The sequence below is a fragment of the Sulfurovum sp. XGS-02 genome, from assembly GCF_023213175.1.
Taxonomy (GTDB): Bacteria; Campylobacterota; Campylobacteria; order Campylobacterales; family Sulfurovaceae; genus Sulfurovum.
Window position 1 is genome coordinate 2,117,064 of record NZ_CP093312.1, and the last position, 17,863, is coordinate 2,134,926.

Genomic DNA, 17,863 nt, shown 5'->3' on the forward strand with positions numbered 1-17,863 from the left:
CTTATAAATTTATATATTTTATAAGGTTTTGAAATTGTCAATATTTATATCATTCGATATAGTAAAACTACTTCATCCTGTTAATAATGATTACCTTATTGTTAACTTGTTGTCCAGAAGCTTTCTGAGCTCTAAAGCATTAATAGGTCTTTTGCAATTACCACAGCAAAGTCACCTTGGTGGCTTATGGGTAACAGTTTTGGGCTGAATCGAAAGAAGCTTGTCATGCTCAATCTTGGTAAGTGGTTCAGAGCATCCTAGTATCTTTCGTGCATATCCATTTTTCATAAAACCTAGTACCTCTTTTCTGTTGATTGACACTCTTCTTACTTTGTCCATAAACCCTTTCTTGTGCCATATGATCCCATTGTCAGAGCATGGGATACCTGCGTTGCGTATCTCTGCATAGGTTTGCTTTGGAATATGTGCATTATAGTTCACACCAAACGGTAGTGCATAGGCTTTACCTTTGGCATACAATACATGTCTGTCATTCGGGTCAAATTTTGGTTGCAGTTGGCAGCCTGATAAGAGAACTGCACCTGTGATTGCCAATATTAATAAATTCTTCATGTTTTTCCTTGTCCAGAGGTTTATTTGAAGCTCAAGTGTAACCAAAACAAGAGGAAAACCTTTACACTATCACATGATAAAATTTTTTCTTGCATGAATTTTATTTTTTTGTGTACTTAATTCTCATTGTCCACTATATTGTCAGTACTAGCAAACAACACTAAAACCCAATGTGATAGACTAAAAATTTTAGGGAGAGAATAGCTAAACAATAAACCTTATAAATTTATATATTTTATAAGGCTTCTGGAAAAATCAAGTGTTTCATACTGCTTTGAATGTACTTGCAAACGATTAAAAATGACGAAAAAGATTAATTTTCCCAAAATGAGGACACAAACTTCCCATTTTGAGGACTCATTAAAAAACCTGTTAATTAACCATAAAACCACTAAAAAGTAATAAAAATAAAGTAAATATCACTTAGAGTACATACAATTACAAGATATTTTTATTATATTAAGGACATATATTTACCATACTGAGGACTAGCATTTCCCAAAATGAGGACTTTTATATTAGATCATTAAACTCCCGTATTTATGGGTACTCATAGCTAATCAGCATTTTGAAATCCTATATTAGAACCTAGATAATTATGGAAAATTTACCATATTGAGGACTAGGATTTACCATTTAGAGGACACCCCAATTTTTGTCAAAATTGCTTCCAAAATAACCAAATCTGAAGTCAATATGCTAGAAATTGCTATTAAAAATGGAAATTATTTACCATATGAAGGACATGATTTACCATTTGGAGGACTCATATTTACCAAATTGAGGACTATAACCCAATATCCTAATATTAAAAATTTTAAGTAAAGAATGTAGGCATTATCATACCTTTGTCAACTTTAACAAAATACTAAAAGCCCATGAGTGGAACTATAGATTAGTGCAAATGAAAAAGTGAATAAAAGCCATATAAATAACATTTCCTATAAAAAATACTAAAATTCAACAAAGTATGCTATAAGTTTTGGGAAAGAGGATATGATTGAGTCGATAAAAGTTTTGGAATATCAGTGTGAGCGTCTACACATTGGCTCTATATTACCATCTATCTTTTCAAAAATATCATCATGTATTTTTGGTATAAGTAATATAATACCAAAAAGTATTATTTTGTATAAGATTCATTATGATACCATCTGGTATTATTAATATGATACTAAACGGAACTGCCATGAGTATTCAACAAATCACAAATCCTTTTCTTTTTGACAAAGAGGTTTCCGGTACACATTTTTGTGGCCGCAGCAATGATATAAATCAACTACTAAATCATATCCGAAACAGTGTAGATGTCATTATGTTTGCCAAAAAAAGATTGGGGAAATCTTCATTGATCAAAGAGATATTCGAAAACCATCTTGATGACGATATACTTCGTGCTCATATAGATATTTATCCTGTCTCAAGTACAAAAGAGCTGTATGAAAAACTCAAGTATGGCATTGCAGAAAGCCTAAAAGGAAAAGAAAGCAGTCTTGACAAACTTCAGCATAAAGCATCAGATCTCCAAAAATATTTTGCAAGAGCAAAAATATCCCTACAGCTAACGCCTATGCCCGTATTTGAAATAGAACCAACATCAAGTCTATATCATGAAGCCATAATGGATATTCTTACTGGGTACTTTGATTACCTTGAGGATAACAAACTGTTTTCCATTATTGCTATTGATGAATTTCAGAAAATCGCTTCATTGAGTGAGAACGCAAAGATCGAAGAGGTATTAAGGACGGCAATAAGCAAAAGAAAGAACTGTTCTTTTATCTTTATTGGATCCGAGCGAAATAAACTCCTCTCAATGTTCAATTCTCCTAATAGACCTTTTTATAAACTAGGGATAGAACATTCCCTGGGGCCCATAGAACAGGAAGTATTCTATAAATGGATTCTGAAGAACTTCAAAAAGGAAAATATCATTTTAGAGGAAGATGCTTTTAACTATCTCTATAGTGAATCTTATGGAGAAACACGTTTTATACAGTGGATATCATACAAAATGTTCGAGCTAGAGAATGGGATGACGATCATAGATAAAGTAAAAATGAGAAAATATATTGATGAGACAATACTGAACGATACAGGCACAGCAATGTACTACAATACCTTTCCTATTGTCCAGCAAAACATACTGAAGATAATAGCCAAAGAAGACGGTAGTGATCTATATAGCAAATATGTGCTTGACAAGTATGATATCAAAAAAGGTTCTTTGCAAAGTGGTATTGAAAGGCTGGTTAATGCAGGGGAGATTTTTAAATCAGGAGATAAATACATTTTTGAGAATATTGAACTTGGAATGTGGTTAAAACTCGTATAGTAGTATATACAATCGAAGGAAATTGTAGATTGGTTGTGGTTTTAAATAGTATTTTTTATTGTAGCTTAGTGGGACTTTTTGGATGACGGGATGAATAAATTTGTTCAGCAGGATAAGGTTTAGGATGAGAGTTTCTTTATTGAAATAAAAACCTTAGAATCTAACATAGAAAATGACAGACGAGAAATCCTTATAAAGTTATATATTTTATAAGGTTTTAGAATTATAGATAAAATTATAATACGATACATCTTTAATCATTGCAAAAAGTTGATCATCCCATCATTGACACTGTTTATTGCATTACCGTTACTGTTAAAAAAGGGAATGGACCAGTATGAGTATATCGATCATACTAACCGTGATTGCATACTATCTGATATTTCTGATGCTTCAGAAAATCGGGATAAAAACTCTGATCATGGTTTTTTAATTTCCACGGAAATGTGCACCAGTTCTTTGTGAATAGAAAGCTCTTTTTTAATATCGTCTATCTCAATATTATCATTTGAATTTAGTGTTAATATACAGCCGAATTTCCCTTTTCCTACTCGCCAAACATGCAAATCCTCGATGAGAATATTTTGTTGTAAAGCGTTGATCACTTCTATTACTTCTTCTACAATCGGTGCATCCATTTCTGCATCTAGAAGAATCTTTCCCGACTGCTTTATCAGGCTGACAGCCCAGACGAACACCAGAACAGAACCGACAATCCCCATCATCGGGTCAAGCCAGGAGAAGCCATAGATCATCCCTCCTGTAAGTGCAATGATCGCCAAAACAGATGTAAGGGCATCGGCCAGTACATGCAGATATGCTGCCTTTAGATTCATATCATGGTGATGATGCCCGTGTTCATGAGTATGGTGATGATCGTGGCCATGATTGTGATGATGATCGTCTTTAAGTAGCCATGCACAGATAAGATTAACGATAAGTCCTACGATGGCAATTGTAATGGCCTCTTTATAGGCTATGCTTACTGGATTGAAAATCCTTTCAACCGAGTGAAATACCATAAAAAATGCAACGACTAAAAGCAGAATCGCACTGGTATATCCACCTAGAACCTCCATCTTATAGGTTCCGAAATTAAATCTGAAATCATTGGCATATTTGCTTGCCATTACATAAGCCATGTACGCCATTCCAAGAGCAAGGACATGTGAACTCATATGCCAGCCATCGGCAAGCAGTGCCATGGAGTTATAGTAATATCCACCGAATATTTCAACAATCATCGTCACAAAAGTCAGAAGTGTCGCATAAAGCGTATTCTTTTTTGCAATAGGGTTGGATGTGTCAAAATGGTGCGAGTGTGAAATTTCCTTTAATGATTCAATGGTATTCATTTAAATCCTCTTTAAAATATTTTTTGATACTATACCCCAGTATACCTTATCAAATCATAAAGGCAATAAGATGGCACATTTGATCGCAAACAAAGAGAAATTGATCTTAAGGATAAAAAAGATCAAAGGGCAATTAAACAGTATAGAAAAAGCTTTGGAAGCAGAAAATGACTGCTTTAAAGTGTTGCAGCAAATTAGTGCAAGTAGAGGTGCTATACAATCACTAATGAGTGAAGTTTTAGATGGTCACATCAAAGAGCATTTAGGTAGTCATGTAAGCGATGAACAAAGAGAACAAGAAATTGAAAATCTGACAACACTACTCAAAACATATTTAAAGTAATTTGTATAAAAAAAATAAGGATTATACTTGATTGAAAAACTGAAAAAATGGGCAAGCTATCTGAAACATTACCTGTATGCCCTATATTTGGCATATCATCACAAAGATGTTCCAATAGTTGCTAAAATAATAGCGGTAATAGTGGTTTCATATGCCCTAAGCCCAATAGATTTGATTCCTGATTTTATCCCTATCATTGGATATTTGGACGATTTTATTTTATTGCCACTTGGAATAGTATTAGCCATAAAACTGATACCAGAGGAGATTTGGAGTGATTGTAAAAATGAAGCCCATCAATCAACTCTAAAATCTCTACCTCATTCTAAAACAGCTGCCTTTGTTGTAATCATTATATGGATCATAATGGCAACTTTACTTTTTCGGTTGTTCTCCTAAACTTATAAATTTAATGATTTATCGTTTACGAAACAAGAACCAAATAGCTGTATTCAGTATAATATTTATAAAAAATACTCAAATAATATCAGAGATCACAACTAAATTAAAGCTAATATCACACCAGCTATGAAGTTGGTTTTATCTATAAGGCCAAAGTCTCTGGACAGGTTAAATATTTTAAGCTAAACTACTTCAAATAAAAAGGCAAAAGCAGTGAAAAAGAAAATAGTACAGTTTTTATTGTTATTATCACTCTTCTTTGGCATTGCCCATGCTTCTGTCATAGCAATAGAAGATGAATGTCATCATGAAACTGCACATGAATATGTACTAGAACAGTCTCAATCCACTGAATGCGGTGATTTGTGCGATATGCACCATTTCTTCCATGTTATAGCTATTCTCGATATGCAAAGTACTATATGGAATACAGACTATGTCCAAGAAGGCTTAATACATAAAAACAACCGTTACACTCCCCCAGTTCAAGAAACAATTATTAAACCCCCTATAGCATAATCTTATCTACCACACCCTAGTTCTCTTTTGAACACACAATTTAAACATACCATTACAGGAATACCTATGAAAAAAATCATAACGATTTTTTTGAGCTTATCTCTTGGTCTATTTGCCATGAGTTACGAACAGTTCAAAAAATATATAGAGAAAAATGCAAAAGCATTACAAAGTCAAGCACTTTCACTACAAACAACACAAGAAGAAAATAAAATTCTCTTGCGAACACAGAATCCTACACTCGAAATCGAAGCTTCTAGATTTAATCCTAATAGTATTGAGTCCCGTTTTGGATACTCTGTCATCGCTTCACAAACGGTACGTACAGGTAACTACTATGGAGGCTTGGAAGATCAAGCAACTGCCTCTACTTTGTTGCAACAAGCTTACGTTCATGATGGCAAAGCAGGTTATTTTAGAACACTAGAGAATTTGTATACAGAGTATGTCTACCAGAGTAAACTCTTAGCACTACTACAAGAGGAGTACACACTTTCAAATAAAATGACTGACATGGTGCATGAACGATATAAAAGTGGCTCTGAAAACAAAGTTGCCTATTTGCAAGCCAAGACAGACACTATGATGCTTAAAACGCAAATGTACACCACTAAACAAGAGATGCATAAACTCTATTATCAACTCTTAGCTATTGCAGGACTTAGCATGAAAGTTTCTTTAGAAAAGCACTTTATCTATTCTGTATCCACACAAACAAGTTCTGTAGCTAAAACCAACCCAAAAGAACAGATACTTGAAGCAAAAAAGAAACTACTTGAAAGCAAAATTCGCATAAATGAAAGTAGTATCAATAGTTATAAAGTGTATGGCGGTATAGAAGATGAACCAGAACAATCTATCTTAAGAATAGGTGTTTCTATACCTTTACCAATCTGGAATGAAAAAAGTGAAGAAAAAGCCCTTGCAAAACTACAGATGCAACAACTTAGTTTGGATAAAGAGCAATTAAACATTGATCTGATCTCTCAAAAAGAGATGATTAAAGCTTCTATCAGAGAATTATCAGAGCAATACCGTTCACTCAAAAACCTTAAAAAAGAGCAGCAAATACTCAATGACATACTTCAAGAAGGATATAAAATCGCACAAGGATCTATTTTTGAGATGATGAGTGCAAAAAATAAACTCATACAAACACAAAAATCACTTTTGCAAACACACAAAACGATTAACAATCAAAAAATAGAATTACGTTTCATACAAGGACAATACAATGACTAAATATTTACTTTTACTTTTGCCACTTTTAAGTTTTGCCTCTGCTATTAAAGTAGAGCATGCACAGCTCAAGCCATTGGGGAAAATGATACAAACCAATGCGCAGATCACCCAACTCTCAGACCAAAAACAAGAGATAGTTTCACGTCTCTCTGGACACCTGGAAAGATACTATGTCCAAGCAGGACAGCACGTTAAGAATGGAGAAAAAGTAGCACTCATAGAATCTATAGAACTCTCTAAAATGTCAGCAGCCTACTTGGCACTTATTCAGCAAAGCAAAGCTGCAGAGATACAAAAAAATGCAACGATGAAGCTGCATCAAAAAGGCTTAAGTTCACAAAATGACTTGAGCAATGCTATTATCTCTCTAGAAGAGATACGTTCAAAGAAAAATGCTTTGGCTTCACAGCTCAAATCTTTAGGTATTAACCCTACCACACTCAAAGAAGCAACTGATAAACTTACTATCTATGCGCATGCTGATGGTGTAGTGGGTCAAATTACCGCACCACTTCACTCAAATGTAGATGCACAAACCCTACTCATGACACTGGTTAATCAAAGTGGCTACTACGCAGTAGCCTATCTTGGTGTCAATGACGCAATGAAAATCACAAAAGAGACCAAAGGATGGATAAATGTTGCAGAGAAACAATACCCTTCTACTTTTGTACAGCTACTGCCAAATATTGATCCTGAAACACAACGTGCCAAAGTGCTGTTCAGTATCGATCAAAGCCCATCTAATTTACTTTTAGGTGCTTTTAATGAGATGGACATTGCACTGGCACCGTATACAAATACTGTGATGGTGAAAAAATCTGCTTTGAGTCTTTTTAAAGGTGAATGGGTTGTATTTGTAGAAAAAGAACATGAAGAAGCGGAACATCATGATGAAAAACCTGACCACGATCATGACAAAGAAGACAAAGAGCATGAAGAACATGAAGATAGCGATGACGAAGAGGGAGAAGAGCATGAAGAAGCACCCTATGAAGCAAAAGTCGTTGAGATTGTTGCGTATGCAGGAGATGATGTAGCCGTTAAAGGCCTCAAAGCAGATGAAGAGTATGTGAGTGAAGGTGTTTATTTTGTAAAATCAATGATACTCAAGTCTTCTCTTGGCGATGGCGATTAGGAGCATAAAATGAAACGATTTTTTGAACTACTTATACAGTATAAATTTCTCATGCTCGCACTTTTCATAGCCATCTCCGGATTTGGCTATAAAGCGTACCAAAATATACCCGTAGATGCCTTTCCGGACATCACACCCAAACAAGTGGTCATCTATACCGAGAGTGCGGGTAACTCTGCTGAAGATATAGAAAAGCTCATTACTTACCCTATAGAAGCGGCTATGTCAGGACTTCCTGGTGTGAAGATGATACTTTCCAACTCCATTTTTGGACTTTCCTATGTTTCTATTTTTTTTGAAGATGAGTATGATACTTACCTCTTGCGTCAACTCGTCACTGAAAGACTCAACACAGTAGACATCCCAAAAGGCTGGGGAACGCCTGTGATGGGTCCAAATACCACTGGCCTTGGACAAGTACTCTGGTATGCACTCAAAGATGAGTCTAAAACATTTACACCAAGCCAACTTAGGCAAATGCATGAATATACGGTTACCCCACTACTTAAATCAGTAGATGGTGTAGAAGAAGTCATCTCGTGGGGTGGCTATGAAAAACAATATGAAGTACTCATAGACCCTAAACGCTTACAGAGTGTAGATGTCACCTATAATGAAGTTATAGAAGCCCTTGAAAAATCAAACCAATCTGTAGGAGGACAATACCTCGAATTTAACCGTGAACAGTACCTTATACGTGCTGCAGGTCTTTATAACACTCTTGATGACATCAGAAATACTGTCATTCGTACCAAAGATGCTAAAACAGTCACCGTTCAAGATGTTGCCACCATCCAAGAAGGCAAAGCACCACGTTTTGGTGCTGTATCAGTAGATGGCAAAGAGAGAGTCTTTGGTATGGTACTGCAACGTTCAGGTACCAATGCAGCTAAAGTTGTTGAACTCATTAAAACAAAAATGCCATTGGTCAATGCTGCACTTCCCAAAGGTGTCACTCTGGATGTCATTTATGACAGAACAGAGATCACGCATAAAGCAGTAAGTACTATGAACTCTGCTCTCCTTACCGGGTCGATCTTGGTTGCTATAACACTCTTTCTATTTTTGTTTGAGTTGCGTTCTGCGTTTATTGTGATTGTCTCCTTACCTATCTCTTTGCTTATCGCATTTTTGATGATGCAGGAGTATGGTATCTCTGCAAATCTCATGTCTCTCTCGGGCCTTGCCATCGCCATAGGGATGATAGTCGATGGTACCATCGTTGTGGTGGAGAACTCCTTTAGGCTGCTTCACGACAACCCCAAGGCATCCAGAGCTGAAGTCATCGCAGAAGCTACTGCCGAAGTGGCAAAACCTGTGCTTTTTGCCCTGCTTATTATCGCTACTGTATTTATACCACTACTTAGCCTTGATGGTCTTGCAGGTAAACTCTATACACCTATGGCTCTAGACATTGTCTTTGTGATGCTTGGTTCACTCGCAGTTGCACTTCTGCTTGTGCCTGTACTTTCATTCATGATGCTCAAACAAGGAAAACATGCCAACAGTCCACTAATGCATGCTATTAAGTCATTTTATACCCCTATGTTAATCTTTTCACTCAAACATGCTAAAAAGTTAGTTACTGTAACCTTTTTCATCTTTATTGTTCTGGCAGGACTTTTGAGCCAGCAAGGTCGTGAGTTTATGCCTGAACTTAATGAAGAGACCATCATGTACAGAGTCATCGCCATCCCTGGAACAGCACTCACTCAAAGTGTAGAAAATGCGCAAGCCATTGAAAATTTCATACTTGAGACGTACCCTAAAGAAGTGCTATCGGTGCTTTCCATGATAGGGCGTAGTGAAAAAGGTGAGACTGCACAAGCCAACTACATGGAAGTACTGCTCACACTCAATCCAGAGTTCACAGAGATACCAAAGCTCGATAAAGAGATGACAAAAAAACTAAAAGAAAAGTTTAACTTCTTACAATTCATTTCTACGCAGCCTATCGCTATGCGTATCGAAGAGTTACTTGAAGGTGTAAGTGCAGAACTTGCTGTTAAAATCTACGGGGAAGACCAAAAAATCATGTCGCAAATAGCTGGTGAAATTTCTGGCATTCTTAGAGGCATAGAAGGGCTTGATCATGCTGAAGTAGAAACACAATTGGGACAGGCGCAAATCAACATCAAACCAAACTACTTAGCTCTTTCACGTTATGGGTTGAGTATAGAAGATGTGATGCAAGTGATTCGTTATGGTATCGGTGAAGAAGCTGTGACACAAAAAATAGAAGGCGTAAAACGTTTTGGTATCGTAGCTAAACTCAAAGATGCAAAACAAGATATCAACACACTGAAATCACTTGTTTTACGTTCAGACTCCGGAAAAGTTGTGACACTTGAAGAAGTATGCGACATAACTGTTATACAGGGTCCTGCTTTCATTAAAAGAGAAGACTTGAGCCGTTATATGGTACTTTCACTCGAAGTAGAAGATCGTGACATTGCTACTTTCGTAGAAGAAGCAGATGCCAAGATAAAAGCCAATGTAAATATACCAGACGGCTACTACATCAAATGGGTGGGTGACTTTAAAAATATGCAAGAAGCCACAGCAACCTTGGCGATGATTATTCCTATTACTTTACTGCTCATTATGCTTTTGCTCTACACCGCATTTAACTCGTTTAAAAAAGCTTTTCTAATCTTGCTTGGTGTGCCTCTAGGTCTCATGGGTGGGATAGTCGGACTTTTACTCTCTGGTGAGTATCTTTCGGTCTCTGCTATTGTTGGATTCATTGCTATTTTTGCCATCGCTATACTCAACGGCATTGTTCTTGTATCTTTTATAGATGAGTTGCGCAAAAAATTCCCCACAGTCAAAACCATAGACTTGGTAAAAGATGCCACGCTCTTACGGCTCAGACCTGTACTTATGACAGCCTTTACCACACTCTTTGGGATATTACCTCTACTTTATGCTACAGGTGTAGGCTCAGAGATACAGTATCCACTTTCTGTAGCTGTAACAGGAGGGATTATCTCTTCTACGATACTCACTCTTTTAGTTTTACCGGGCTTGTATGTGTTGTTCTTTAAAAAAGAGGAATAATTAATCATTATCATGGGAGAATCCCATGGTATACTATTTTTTATTCCCTTTTATATAGATTTATTAGAATATACTTGTGTCTTATTCTTATCCATCTTCTTTGATGTAGATTTTATGCTTATTTCAGAAACCTTATAATCTAACATATTTTATAACGTTTCCCGCTATAGCGTTGTTTGCGAGCCATAAAATCTACCCCTTCAATAGAAAACCTTATAAAATGTTCCATATTGGAATGTTTTATAAGGAAAACTATCAAAAGAAGTGTGATCTAAAAAAGTATAAAAACAGATGTTTCAATTACATGAAATCGTTCGAGTATAGACAATTAATTGTGCTATAATTTTTATCTATCGGTGACACAAAATTCTGAACGGTCTCAAAAGCCACCTGCGGGTTTTTGATTGGTCTCCTTTGATTTGTTATGTGTTTTTAATTTGTTCGAACAGGGCATCGGTTATGTCGTCCATTTCATATGTGTGATTGGTGACTCCAACTAGCGCATCATCAAATGCTTCAATTGCAAATAAGACTAAAGACCTCGCAAGCTTCTTGTCTACTTTCTCAGCTGGTATAGTTAAGCTACCGTTTTCTCTTTGGAAATACAGTGCACTTTCTCTAGTTTGGACAAAACCTGAATTGTGTGCCAGATTCATTATGCGCTGAAGCTCTGGACTTCCAAGAGCTTCGTTTAAACGTTGCGCCACTGTAACAGTCGGCAATGCAGCCATTTGATGCTTTGTTCTATGATCTCGGAATATATTACGCCCATTTTTTTCTGGATGTTTTCCATCAGTAAAGGAACCAATGTGTGCCTTTGCAATTTCTTCACATGCACTTATACTCAAAAATGCAGAAGTTGGATAGCTACCATTCATGTATAAAGTACATGCATCTTGAATAAGCTGAACTATATGGTCAACTGCTTTGTTAAAATCATCAACACTTTGAATAAGATTTTCATCCGTTCTTACCATGCTGCTGATAAGTTCAAATACTTCCATAGTAGGTTCTCGCTTTACACATAATGTTTAAAATAAGAAATAAATTAGCCGCAGGATAATTTATTTCTCTCCAATGATTTGTTATATTTTTCCCTAATATTTACAATGATAGGAGTAACTAATTTTGTTATATATTCTCTATCTTGATCACTCCCACTAAATCCATATGACATAGCTATTGTAATTATTTTAGCTTGTTCAATTAATGGGGCAATCGTATAAACATAATTTTCAATTTCTTGTTCACTCCACAAATCCCCCTCTAAGTAATAGCTTGATTTATTAAATATATCTAAGTCTAAGTCTAATATAATTTTTTTATTGCCTATAGAGTGTATTAAGTCTTCAATTTTATCATGGATGTTTTGTTTGGCACCATAATTAATCAATAAGCTTTCATCTAATCCAATTTCTGTATCTGTTTGAAAACAGTGAAAATCCACTCTATTTACATAACCTCTAATTATTGATGGAGCAATGAAAGAATCCTTTCTAATATAGTTTTCTTCAATAAGTACATCCTTCATCGTTTCTAGATTCATATCTTTGATTATAGACTCATCTTCTTGATAGTCATTTATCGCATCCCAATGATAATCTAGATGAACTAAAGTAGAAGGAATATCGTTTTCTTCTCTATATAGTTCCCAGCAATACAATGACCATTTGTGATTATCCATAATCCATATATTTGGGTATATTTCCTCAAAATATTCTTCATTATTTGAAAAAATTATTTTATTGATATAATCCATCAACTTCCTTAGTATAACGTTTAAAATGACCAATCAAAAAGCCGCTTGCAGGTTTTTGATTGATCTCCTCTGATTTATTATGCCGCGATACTCCGTTTTTGCGGAAGCAAGAAGGCTCCGAATAGCATCCCAAGCACTAAGCCAACAATGATTGCCGGAAGGCCAATAGCAATATACCATCCTATACCCAATACAATATAGGCACTCAATAGACCAGAGAGCACAGCTCCCACGATTGCAACGCCTAGGTCAGGCATCTTGAATCTCTCTAGCAGGCGGACTAACCCAAATAATACGAGTGCGATGATGATTGCATAGATAGAGAGAAGCAGTGCCCATCCCAGTATGTATACTGTATTGCTTAAGAATTCTTCCCAGGAGAGCGAGAACGGTTCAGCATACCATCCGGGGCCAGGTCTGTCACTATAAGCGAGATAACCTGCCACTGGCGAGAGAATTAGGAAGAGAGTGGTTCCCCCAACGACCACGCCCAAGTACATTGCTACTGTCTTCAGCAAATCAAGTGATATCCGCTTCATTGAGTCTCTCTCCGCATAATTATTTATTCAACAAACACTTTATACAAAACATTCGGAAATCCCTATGATAACCAACAGAAAAAATGTGTGTTTATTGGATAAAACTTCCTCTTTTTAACTATTTTATACCAAAAATGATAAAAATTCCTAAAATACATCAAAATGCAATGTGCCATTTGCCCAGAAATTGGCGATATTTGTACAAAGTGTGGTTTATCGGGAAAATATCGGGATAAAACCACAAAGTGTGTGTTTATTGGAACTGACACTTATGATTTTTGCTCGCCTTGTTTTTTAAATACCATAGCGCCCTATGGAGACCCGCAATAACGCTGCCTAAAATCACAACTACTGCTAATGTGCTCACGATGTTCCTTGTGGAGAATTAATAAAATTTTCTATTAAAATCTCCATATATTTTTAAGAATTTGAGAATTGATTTCTTCTTGTTTTTCTCTAATAGAAGTTAGTTGTCTTTTTTTAACCTTCATTAGTTGCTCGGCTTGTCGAATTTCAGACCGCAAGGTTTGATTTAGTATGTCAACTTTTTCTTCATTTGAATTAAACATTTTTTGCAAAAAGTTTCTATCTTTTAAATATTTTAGATTCAATTTTATTTTGGAATTACATTCCGAAATATCCCATTCTAATGAATTAATTTCTATATCTAATTCATATTCCTCTTTATCCAAAGGCTGTCTTTTGCTTATTAGGGCCTTGCGCTCATTTATTTCATCTAATATCTCTTGCAAGTCTCGTTGATATTTATCTGGATTACTTAATGCCTTCTGAAGTATTTTTAAGCCATCTCTTTGTCTCTTGAAGTATGCTTTTTCTTCTAGTGATTCTTCATAGTCATTGTCTTCTTTCCACATCTCGTAATGTGCGTCAGTCGTACTCATTATATGAAATGCTAATTGTTCACATTTGTGATTTAAGAAATCAATATTGTCTTTGCTAATCATTATTTTTAAACTCTCGGTCATTACAATTACAATAAACTACTTTATCTTTGAAGTGTTTTTTGTAGTGTTTCAATTCCCTTTCAATACCGGGAAACTGGGTATAAAACTCATCTTCTTTGGAGTCTATTGCTCTATGGAGATTCGAATTTAGTACTTTTTCTGCCATTTCACAATAAACTTTTATGCTAAGTCGTGGTTATCTTAACATTAAGGCACTTAATCTATATGTAGATTATCAATCTTCCATACGAGACTCAACTGCAACAGAGACAGACTCATCATTTCCAAATAGTTTTTTGATCATTCCAAACATAATCTGTATCCCATAATTAGTTATCATTTAGTATATACTATCACATATTATGACATATTCTAGCCATACCATATTGCTTTGCAGACCCTATCTAGAACAAAACAATAAAATGTGTGGCTAAGCTTCGACTTTAGATATACTTTTATATCCCTACAAAGAAGGATCAACATGAGCACAACAGCAACATTGATAGTTTTAGGTGGCATATTGGCGATACCATACAGAGCACCATGCTACCTTGAGAAAAGAAATGCAAAATCGGACAATTAATATTACACTTTCTGTAATTGGATACCCTATACGCCTATATATCGCATGGTATTACACTTTAATACTAGATAAAGAATGGTACTTTTTTTGAAGTCTATGAGGTCAATAACGATGAGATGAAAGTAGGTAAGGCCAAAGAGATAGCCGAACTGCTCAACATACAACTCACTCGAAAAAGCAAAGCCGTACTCGAAAACTCGGTTTCCAATCCTCTTCTTGCAGGTGTCCCGGCCGTCTCACTGGACCGTTACCTCTCCCGTCTCATTGCTACCAAAAAATATACCATCATCGTGGTCAAACAAAAAGGAGAGATGCCGAACATCAAACGCTATGTCTCCAACATCATCTCTCCGGGTACAAACTTTGAATACCTGAGTGAACCCTCTGAGAATAACATCGTCTCTCTGCTCATCGATGAGAATGCCGGCATCTTCTCCGTAGGGTATGCGGCGATAGATGTGAGTACAGGTAAAACCATCTGTAACGAGATACACTCCACCCGCGATGACAAAACCTATGCCCTGGATGAAGCGTTCAACCTTCTGCAAACCTATACGACTTCAGAGGTCATCATCACGCTTGATAGTAAAGAGATTGACAAAGAGTGGATTATTCACTATTTGGAACTTGAGTCTCTGCACTACTCTCTCAATACAAAACGGTTTAAAATACAATTTCAAAATGAGCTCTTCACCCGGGTCTTCAACATCAACTCTTTTCTCTCCAGTATAGAGTTTCTTGACCTTGAGAGACATCCTTATACCACAGAGTCTCTGGCTGTACTGATCGACTTTATCATCGAACATGATGAGAGTATCATAGAGAAGATGAACAAGCCGCAGTTCTTGGGGAATAATCGTTATATGTACATCGGCAACAATGCCATGGAACAGCTTTCAGTGATTTCCCGCGATCCTTCCGACATCACACTGCTTGACCTGATAGACAAAACATCGACTGCTTTTGGCAAACGTCTTCTCAAGGAGCGCTTGCTCAACCCTATCTGTGATAAAGCACTGCTTGAAGCACGGTATAACCTCACAGAACTGTTACTGCCGAGCATCAACCGTTTTGAGACACATCTGAAACAGATCTATGACCTTGAGCGTATCACGCGGCGTATCAAACTGCGTAAACTGCATCCTGTAGAATTGACATACATTGCGATGTCCCTGGATGCCATTTTGAAACTGCTTGACGATGCCCAAAGTAATGGCCTTGAGATAGAGGGGAACCTCTATGATGAAACTCAGGAGATGCTGAAAGTGTTACATGACACGTTTGAACTGGATATCTGTGCACGCTTCCGTATAGAACAGATCAATGACAACCTCTTTAAAGACGGGGTCTATCCTGCTATTGACACTATTGTCAAGAGTCAGCAAAAAGAGGTCAACAAAATGGAAGATGTAGCCGCCCATGTTGAATCCCTTTTTGACCAAGACAAACTGTTCTCCGGCACTGCTAAATATACAACGGTCAATTACCTTGAAAGCGAAGGGTATTTTCTCAACCTTACAAAAAACCGTTTTACCCTCATAGAGAAGTCCCTTAAGGACTCTTTCGTGACCATTGACAACCAACATCACTTCTTTAAAGACTTTCACTATAAATACTTAAAAAATGCCGTCAAGGTACAGGCACCTCTTTTTGAAGAGATCACGAGAAACTACGAAGCCTCTCAGGTCAAACTCGTTTCCCTTGTCAAACAACGCTATATAGAGAGTCTTGATCTACTTGAAAACAGGTTCTCTTTACTGCTTGACAAACTGATAGTCTTCATCGCCGACATCGATGTGGCGATCTCCAATGCAAAATGCAGCAAAACGATGAACCTCTCCCGTCCTATCATAGAAGAGGGTAACTTTTATGAGGCGATAGCCTTGCGACATCCTATTATAGAGTCCAATGACGAAAGAGGTATTTATGTGCCTAATGATGTTTTTTTAGGAGAGAACAATGGGACAACACACAACCATATTACCCTCAATGCCAGTGACGGTGAAGATGTTCTAGGTACGCTTTTGTACGGTATCAACTCTTCAGGGAAGTCCTCATTGATGAAAAGTATAGGGATCTCAGTGGTCCTGGCACAAGCCGGTTTTTTTGTCCCTGCGGTGGAACTTCGTTTCGGGCTCTATGAGAAACTCTTTACACGGATCGTTTCACAAGACAATCTTTACAAAGGGTTGTCAACCTTTGCTGTGGAGATGATGGAGCTCAAAAACATCTTCAACCGTGCAAATGCGCGCTCTTTGGTCCTAGGTGATGAGATAAGCCAAGGGACGGAAACAGAATCTGCCCTTGCCATCGTTTCAAGTGCTATACTCAAACTTATCTCTTTGAGATCGACCTTTATCTTCGCAACGCACTTGCATCAGCTGGGAAGCATCCCTCAGCTGCAAAGTATGAAACAGCTTATCTTCCTGCATCTGGGGATCAAGTATGATGAAAGTAATGATACCCTCATCTATAACCGTGTACTGCAGTTAGGCATGGGAGACAGCCTTTACGGACTGGAGTTTGCCAAATCACTCCATATGGACAGTGAATTTCTCAATATGGCACAGACTATTCGGGAGAATCTGAACAATAGCGGAAGCGACATCAAAAAGCTACGCAGACAAAAGAGCAGTAAATACAATAAAGATCTCTATCTCAGTAAGTGTGCCCTATGTGAAGAGAGTGTAGAGGATGTTCATCATATCGCTGAACAGAAGCATGCAAATCAGGAAGGGCAGATAGAGCACTTCCATAAAAACCATAAATACAACCTCATCCCTCTATGTAAAAATCATCATAATCTGGTGCATGAAGGAAAAATTAATATCTCTGGATTCGTGATGACAAGTGAAGGGTTAAAATTGCATTATGAGATCAAGAGCTAAAACTCATTGCATGTGAGGAACTATATTCCGAATCGTACAAAGAGTAACGCAAACCAAAATAGGTTTAGATGCATGAAGTTTTCTCACAGGAAATGCCCTTGGGTGTGCTAGAGATTTAAAAGCTGTACTAAGAGTACAGCATTAAATATCTATCGAAAGATT

15 protein-coding genes are annotated in these 17,863 nt (G+C 36.8%); 8 read left to right on the plus strand and 7 right to left on the minus strand.

The genetic code is table 11. The annotated features are described in order from the left end of the window. Positions 1-171: 171 nt before the first annotated feature. Positions 172-573 carry a hypothetical protein gene (locus tag MN086_RS10605; protein ID WP_248575956.1) on the minus strand — a complete coding sequence of 134 codons (402 nt, stop codon included), beginning with the start codon at positions 571-573 and terminating at the stop codon, positions 172-174. Positions 574-1,762: 1,189 nt separating this feature from the next. Between MN086_RS10605 and MN086_RS10610 the strand changes: the two genes are divergently transcribed. Beyond that, positions 1,763-2,908, plus strand: a complete 1,146-nt coding sequence (locus tag MN086_RS10610; RefSeq protein ID WP_248575957.1) for an ATP-binding protein — start codon at positions 1,763-1,765, stop codon at positions 2,906-2,908. Positions 2,909-3,327: 419 nt separating this feature from the next. Here the strand turns inward: MN086_RS10610 and dmeF are convergent, their stop codons facing one another. Beyond that, a complete protein-coding gene (gene dmeF, locus MN086_RS10615) occupies positions 3,328-4,263 on the minus strand; it encodes a CDF family Co(II)/Ni(II) efflux transporter DmeF (RefSeq protein ID WP_248575958.1) in 936 nt (311 codons plus the stop codon). Positions 4,264-4,333: 70 nt separating this feature from the next. Here dmeF and MN086_RS10620 point away from each other — a divergent pair, with 70 nt between their 5' ends. The 6 genes from MN086_RS10620 (at position 4,334) to MN086_RS10645 (ending at position 10,967) form a co-directional block, all read left to right on the plus strand. Then, a complete protein-coding gene (locus MN086_RS10620) occupies positions 4,334-4,606 on the plus strand; it encodes a metal/formaldehyde-sensitive transcriptional repressor (RefSeq protein ID WP_248575959.1) in 273 nt (90 codons plus the stop codon). A 27-nt stretch (positions 4,607-4,633) separates the two neighbouring features. Beyond that, a complete protein-coding gene (locus MN086_RS10625) occupies positions 4,634-5,005 on the plus strand; it encodes a YkvA family protein (RefSeq protein WP_248575960.1) in 372 nt (123 codons plus the stop codon). 216 nt (positions 5,006-5,221) lie between these two features. Beyond that, positions 5,222-5,527, plus strand: a complete 306-nt coding sequence (locus MN086_RS10630) for a hypothetical protein (protein ID WP_248575961.1) — start codon at positions 5,222-5,224, stop codon at positions 5,525-5,527. 66 nt (positions 5,528-5,593) lie between these two features. Continuing rightward, positions 5,594-6,769, plus strand: a complete 1,176-nt coding sequence (locus MN086_RS10635; RefSeq protein ID WP_248575962.1) for a TolC family protein — start codon at positions 5,594-5,596, stop codon at positions 6,767-6,769. Next, on the plus strand, positions 6,762-7,907 hold the full coding sequence (locus tag MN086_RS10640; RefSeq protein WP_248575963.1) for an efflux RND transporter periplasmic adaptor subunit: 1,146 nt from the start codon (positions 6,762-6,764) through the stop codon (positions 7,905-7,907). The genes MN086_RS10635 and MN086_RS10640 overlap by 8 nt, the downstream gene beginning before the upstream one ends. 9 nt (positions 7,908-7,916) lie before the next feature. After that, positions 7,917-10,967, plus strand: coding sequence for an efflux RND transporter permease subunit (locus MN086_RS10645; RefSeq protein WP_248575964.1), 3,051 nt, complete (start codon positions 7,917-7,919; stop codon positions 10,965-10,967). A 422-nt stretch (positions 10,968-11,389) separates the two neighbouring features. Here the strand turns inward: MN086_RS10645 and MN086_RS10650 are convergent, their stop codons facing one another. The 5 genes from MN086_RS10650 to MN086_RS10670 all read right to left on the minus strand — a co-directional run bounded on the left by MN086_RS10650 (position 11,390) and on the right by MN086_RS10670 (position 14,396). Then, positions 11,390-11,971: an AbiV family abortive infection protein gene (locus MN086_RS10650; RefSeq protein WP_248575965.1), complete on the minus strand. Its 582-nt coding sequence runs from the start codon at positions 11,969-11,971 to the stop codon at positions 11,390-11,392. A gap of 44 nt (positions 11,972-12,015) precedes the next feature. After that, the gene (locus MN086_RS10655; protein WP_248575966.1) at positions 12,016-12,726 is read right to left on the minus strand and encodes a UPF0489 family protein; all 711 of its coding nucleotides are present in this window, start codon (positions 12,724-12,726) and stop codon (positions 12,016-12,018) included. A 77-nt stretch (positions 12,727-12,803) separates the two neighbouring features. Then, a complete protein-coding gene (locus tag MN086_RS10660) occupies positions 12,804-13,172 on the minus strand; it encodes a hypothetical protein (protein WP_248575967.1) in 369 nt (122 codons plus the stop codon). A gap of 494 nt (positions 13,173-13,666) precedes the next feature. Beyond that, entirely contained in the window at positions 13,667-14,251 is a 585-nt protein-coding gene (locus MN086_RS10665) for a hypothetical protein (RefSeq protein ID WP_248575968.1), read from the minus strand. Beyond that, positions 14,223-14,396, minus strand: coding sequence for an adenine-specific methyltransferase EcoRI family protein (locus tag MN086_RS10670; protein WP_371875207.1), 174 nt, complete (start codon positions 14,394-14,396; stop codon positions 14,223-14,225). The genes MN086_RS10665 and MN086_RS10670 overlap by 29 nt, the downstream gene beginning before the upstream one ends. Before the next feature lie 533 nt (positions 14,397-14,929). Here MN086_RS10670 and MN086_RS10675 point away from each other — a divergent pair. Continuing rightward, the gene (locus MN086_RS10675) at positions 14,930-17,701 is read left to right on the plus strand and encodes a DNA mismatch repair protein (protein ID WP_248575969.1); all 2,772 of its coding nucleotides are present in this window, start codon (positions 14,930-14,932) and stop codon (positions 17,699-17,701) included. Positions 17,702-17,863 lie beyond the last annotated feature (162 nt).

Excerpts from the sequence above, each read along its gene's own strand:
- dmeF (WP_248575958.1), bottom strand. The coding sequence starts at position 4,263 with ATGAATACCATTGAATCATTAAAGGAAATTTCACACTCGCACCATTTT.
- MN086_RS10665 (WP_248575968.1), bottom strand. The coding sequence starts at position 14,251 with ATGACCGAGAGTTTAAAAATAATGATTAGCAAAGACAATATTGATTTC.
- MN086_RS10640 (WP_248575963.1), top strand. The coding sequence starts at position 6,762 with ATGACTAAATATTTACTTTTACTTTTGCCACTTTTAAGTTTTGCCTCT.
- MN086_RS10670 (WP_371875207.1), bottom strand. The coding sequence starts at position 14,396 with ATGGCAGAAAAAGTACTAAATTCGAATCTCCATAGAGCAATAGACTCC.
- MN086_RS10655 (WP_248575966.1), bottom strand. The coding sequence starts at position 12,726 with ATGGATTATATCAATAAAATAATTTTTTCAAATAATGAAGAATATTTT.
- MN086_RS10605 (WP_248575956.1), bottom strand. The coding sequence starts at position 573 with ATGAAGAATTTATTAATATTGGCAATCACAGGTGCAGTTCTCTTATCA.
- MN086_RS10635 (WP_248575962.1), top strand. The coding sequence starts at position 5,594 with ATGAAAAAAATCATAACGATTTTTTTGAGCTTATCTCTTGGTCTATTT.
- MN086_RS10620 (WP_248575959.1), top strand. The coding sequence starts at position 4,334 with ATGGCACATTTGATCGCAAACAAAGAGAAATTGATCTTAAGGATAAAA.
- MN086_RS10645 (WP_248575964.1), top strand. The coding sequence starts at position 7,917 with ATGAAACGATTTTTTGAACTACTTATACAGTATAAATTTCTCATGCTC.
- MN086_RS10650 (WP_248575965.1), bottom strand. The coding sequence starts at position 11,971 with ATGGAAGTATTTGAACTTATCAGCAGCATGGTAAGAACGGATGAAAAT.
- MN086_RS10610 (WP_248575957.1), top strand. The coding sequence starts at position 1,763 with ATGAGTATTCAACAAATCACAAATCCTTTTCTTTTTGACAAAGAGGTT.
- MN086_RS10675 (WP_248575969.1), top strand. The coding sequence starts at position 14,930 with ATGAAAGTAGGTAAGGCCAAAGAGATAGCCGAACTGCTCAACATACAA.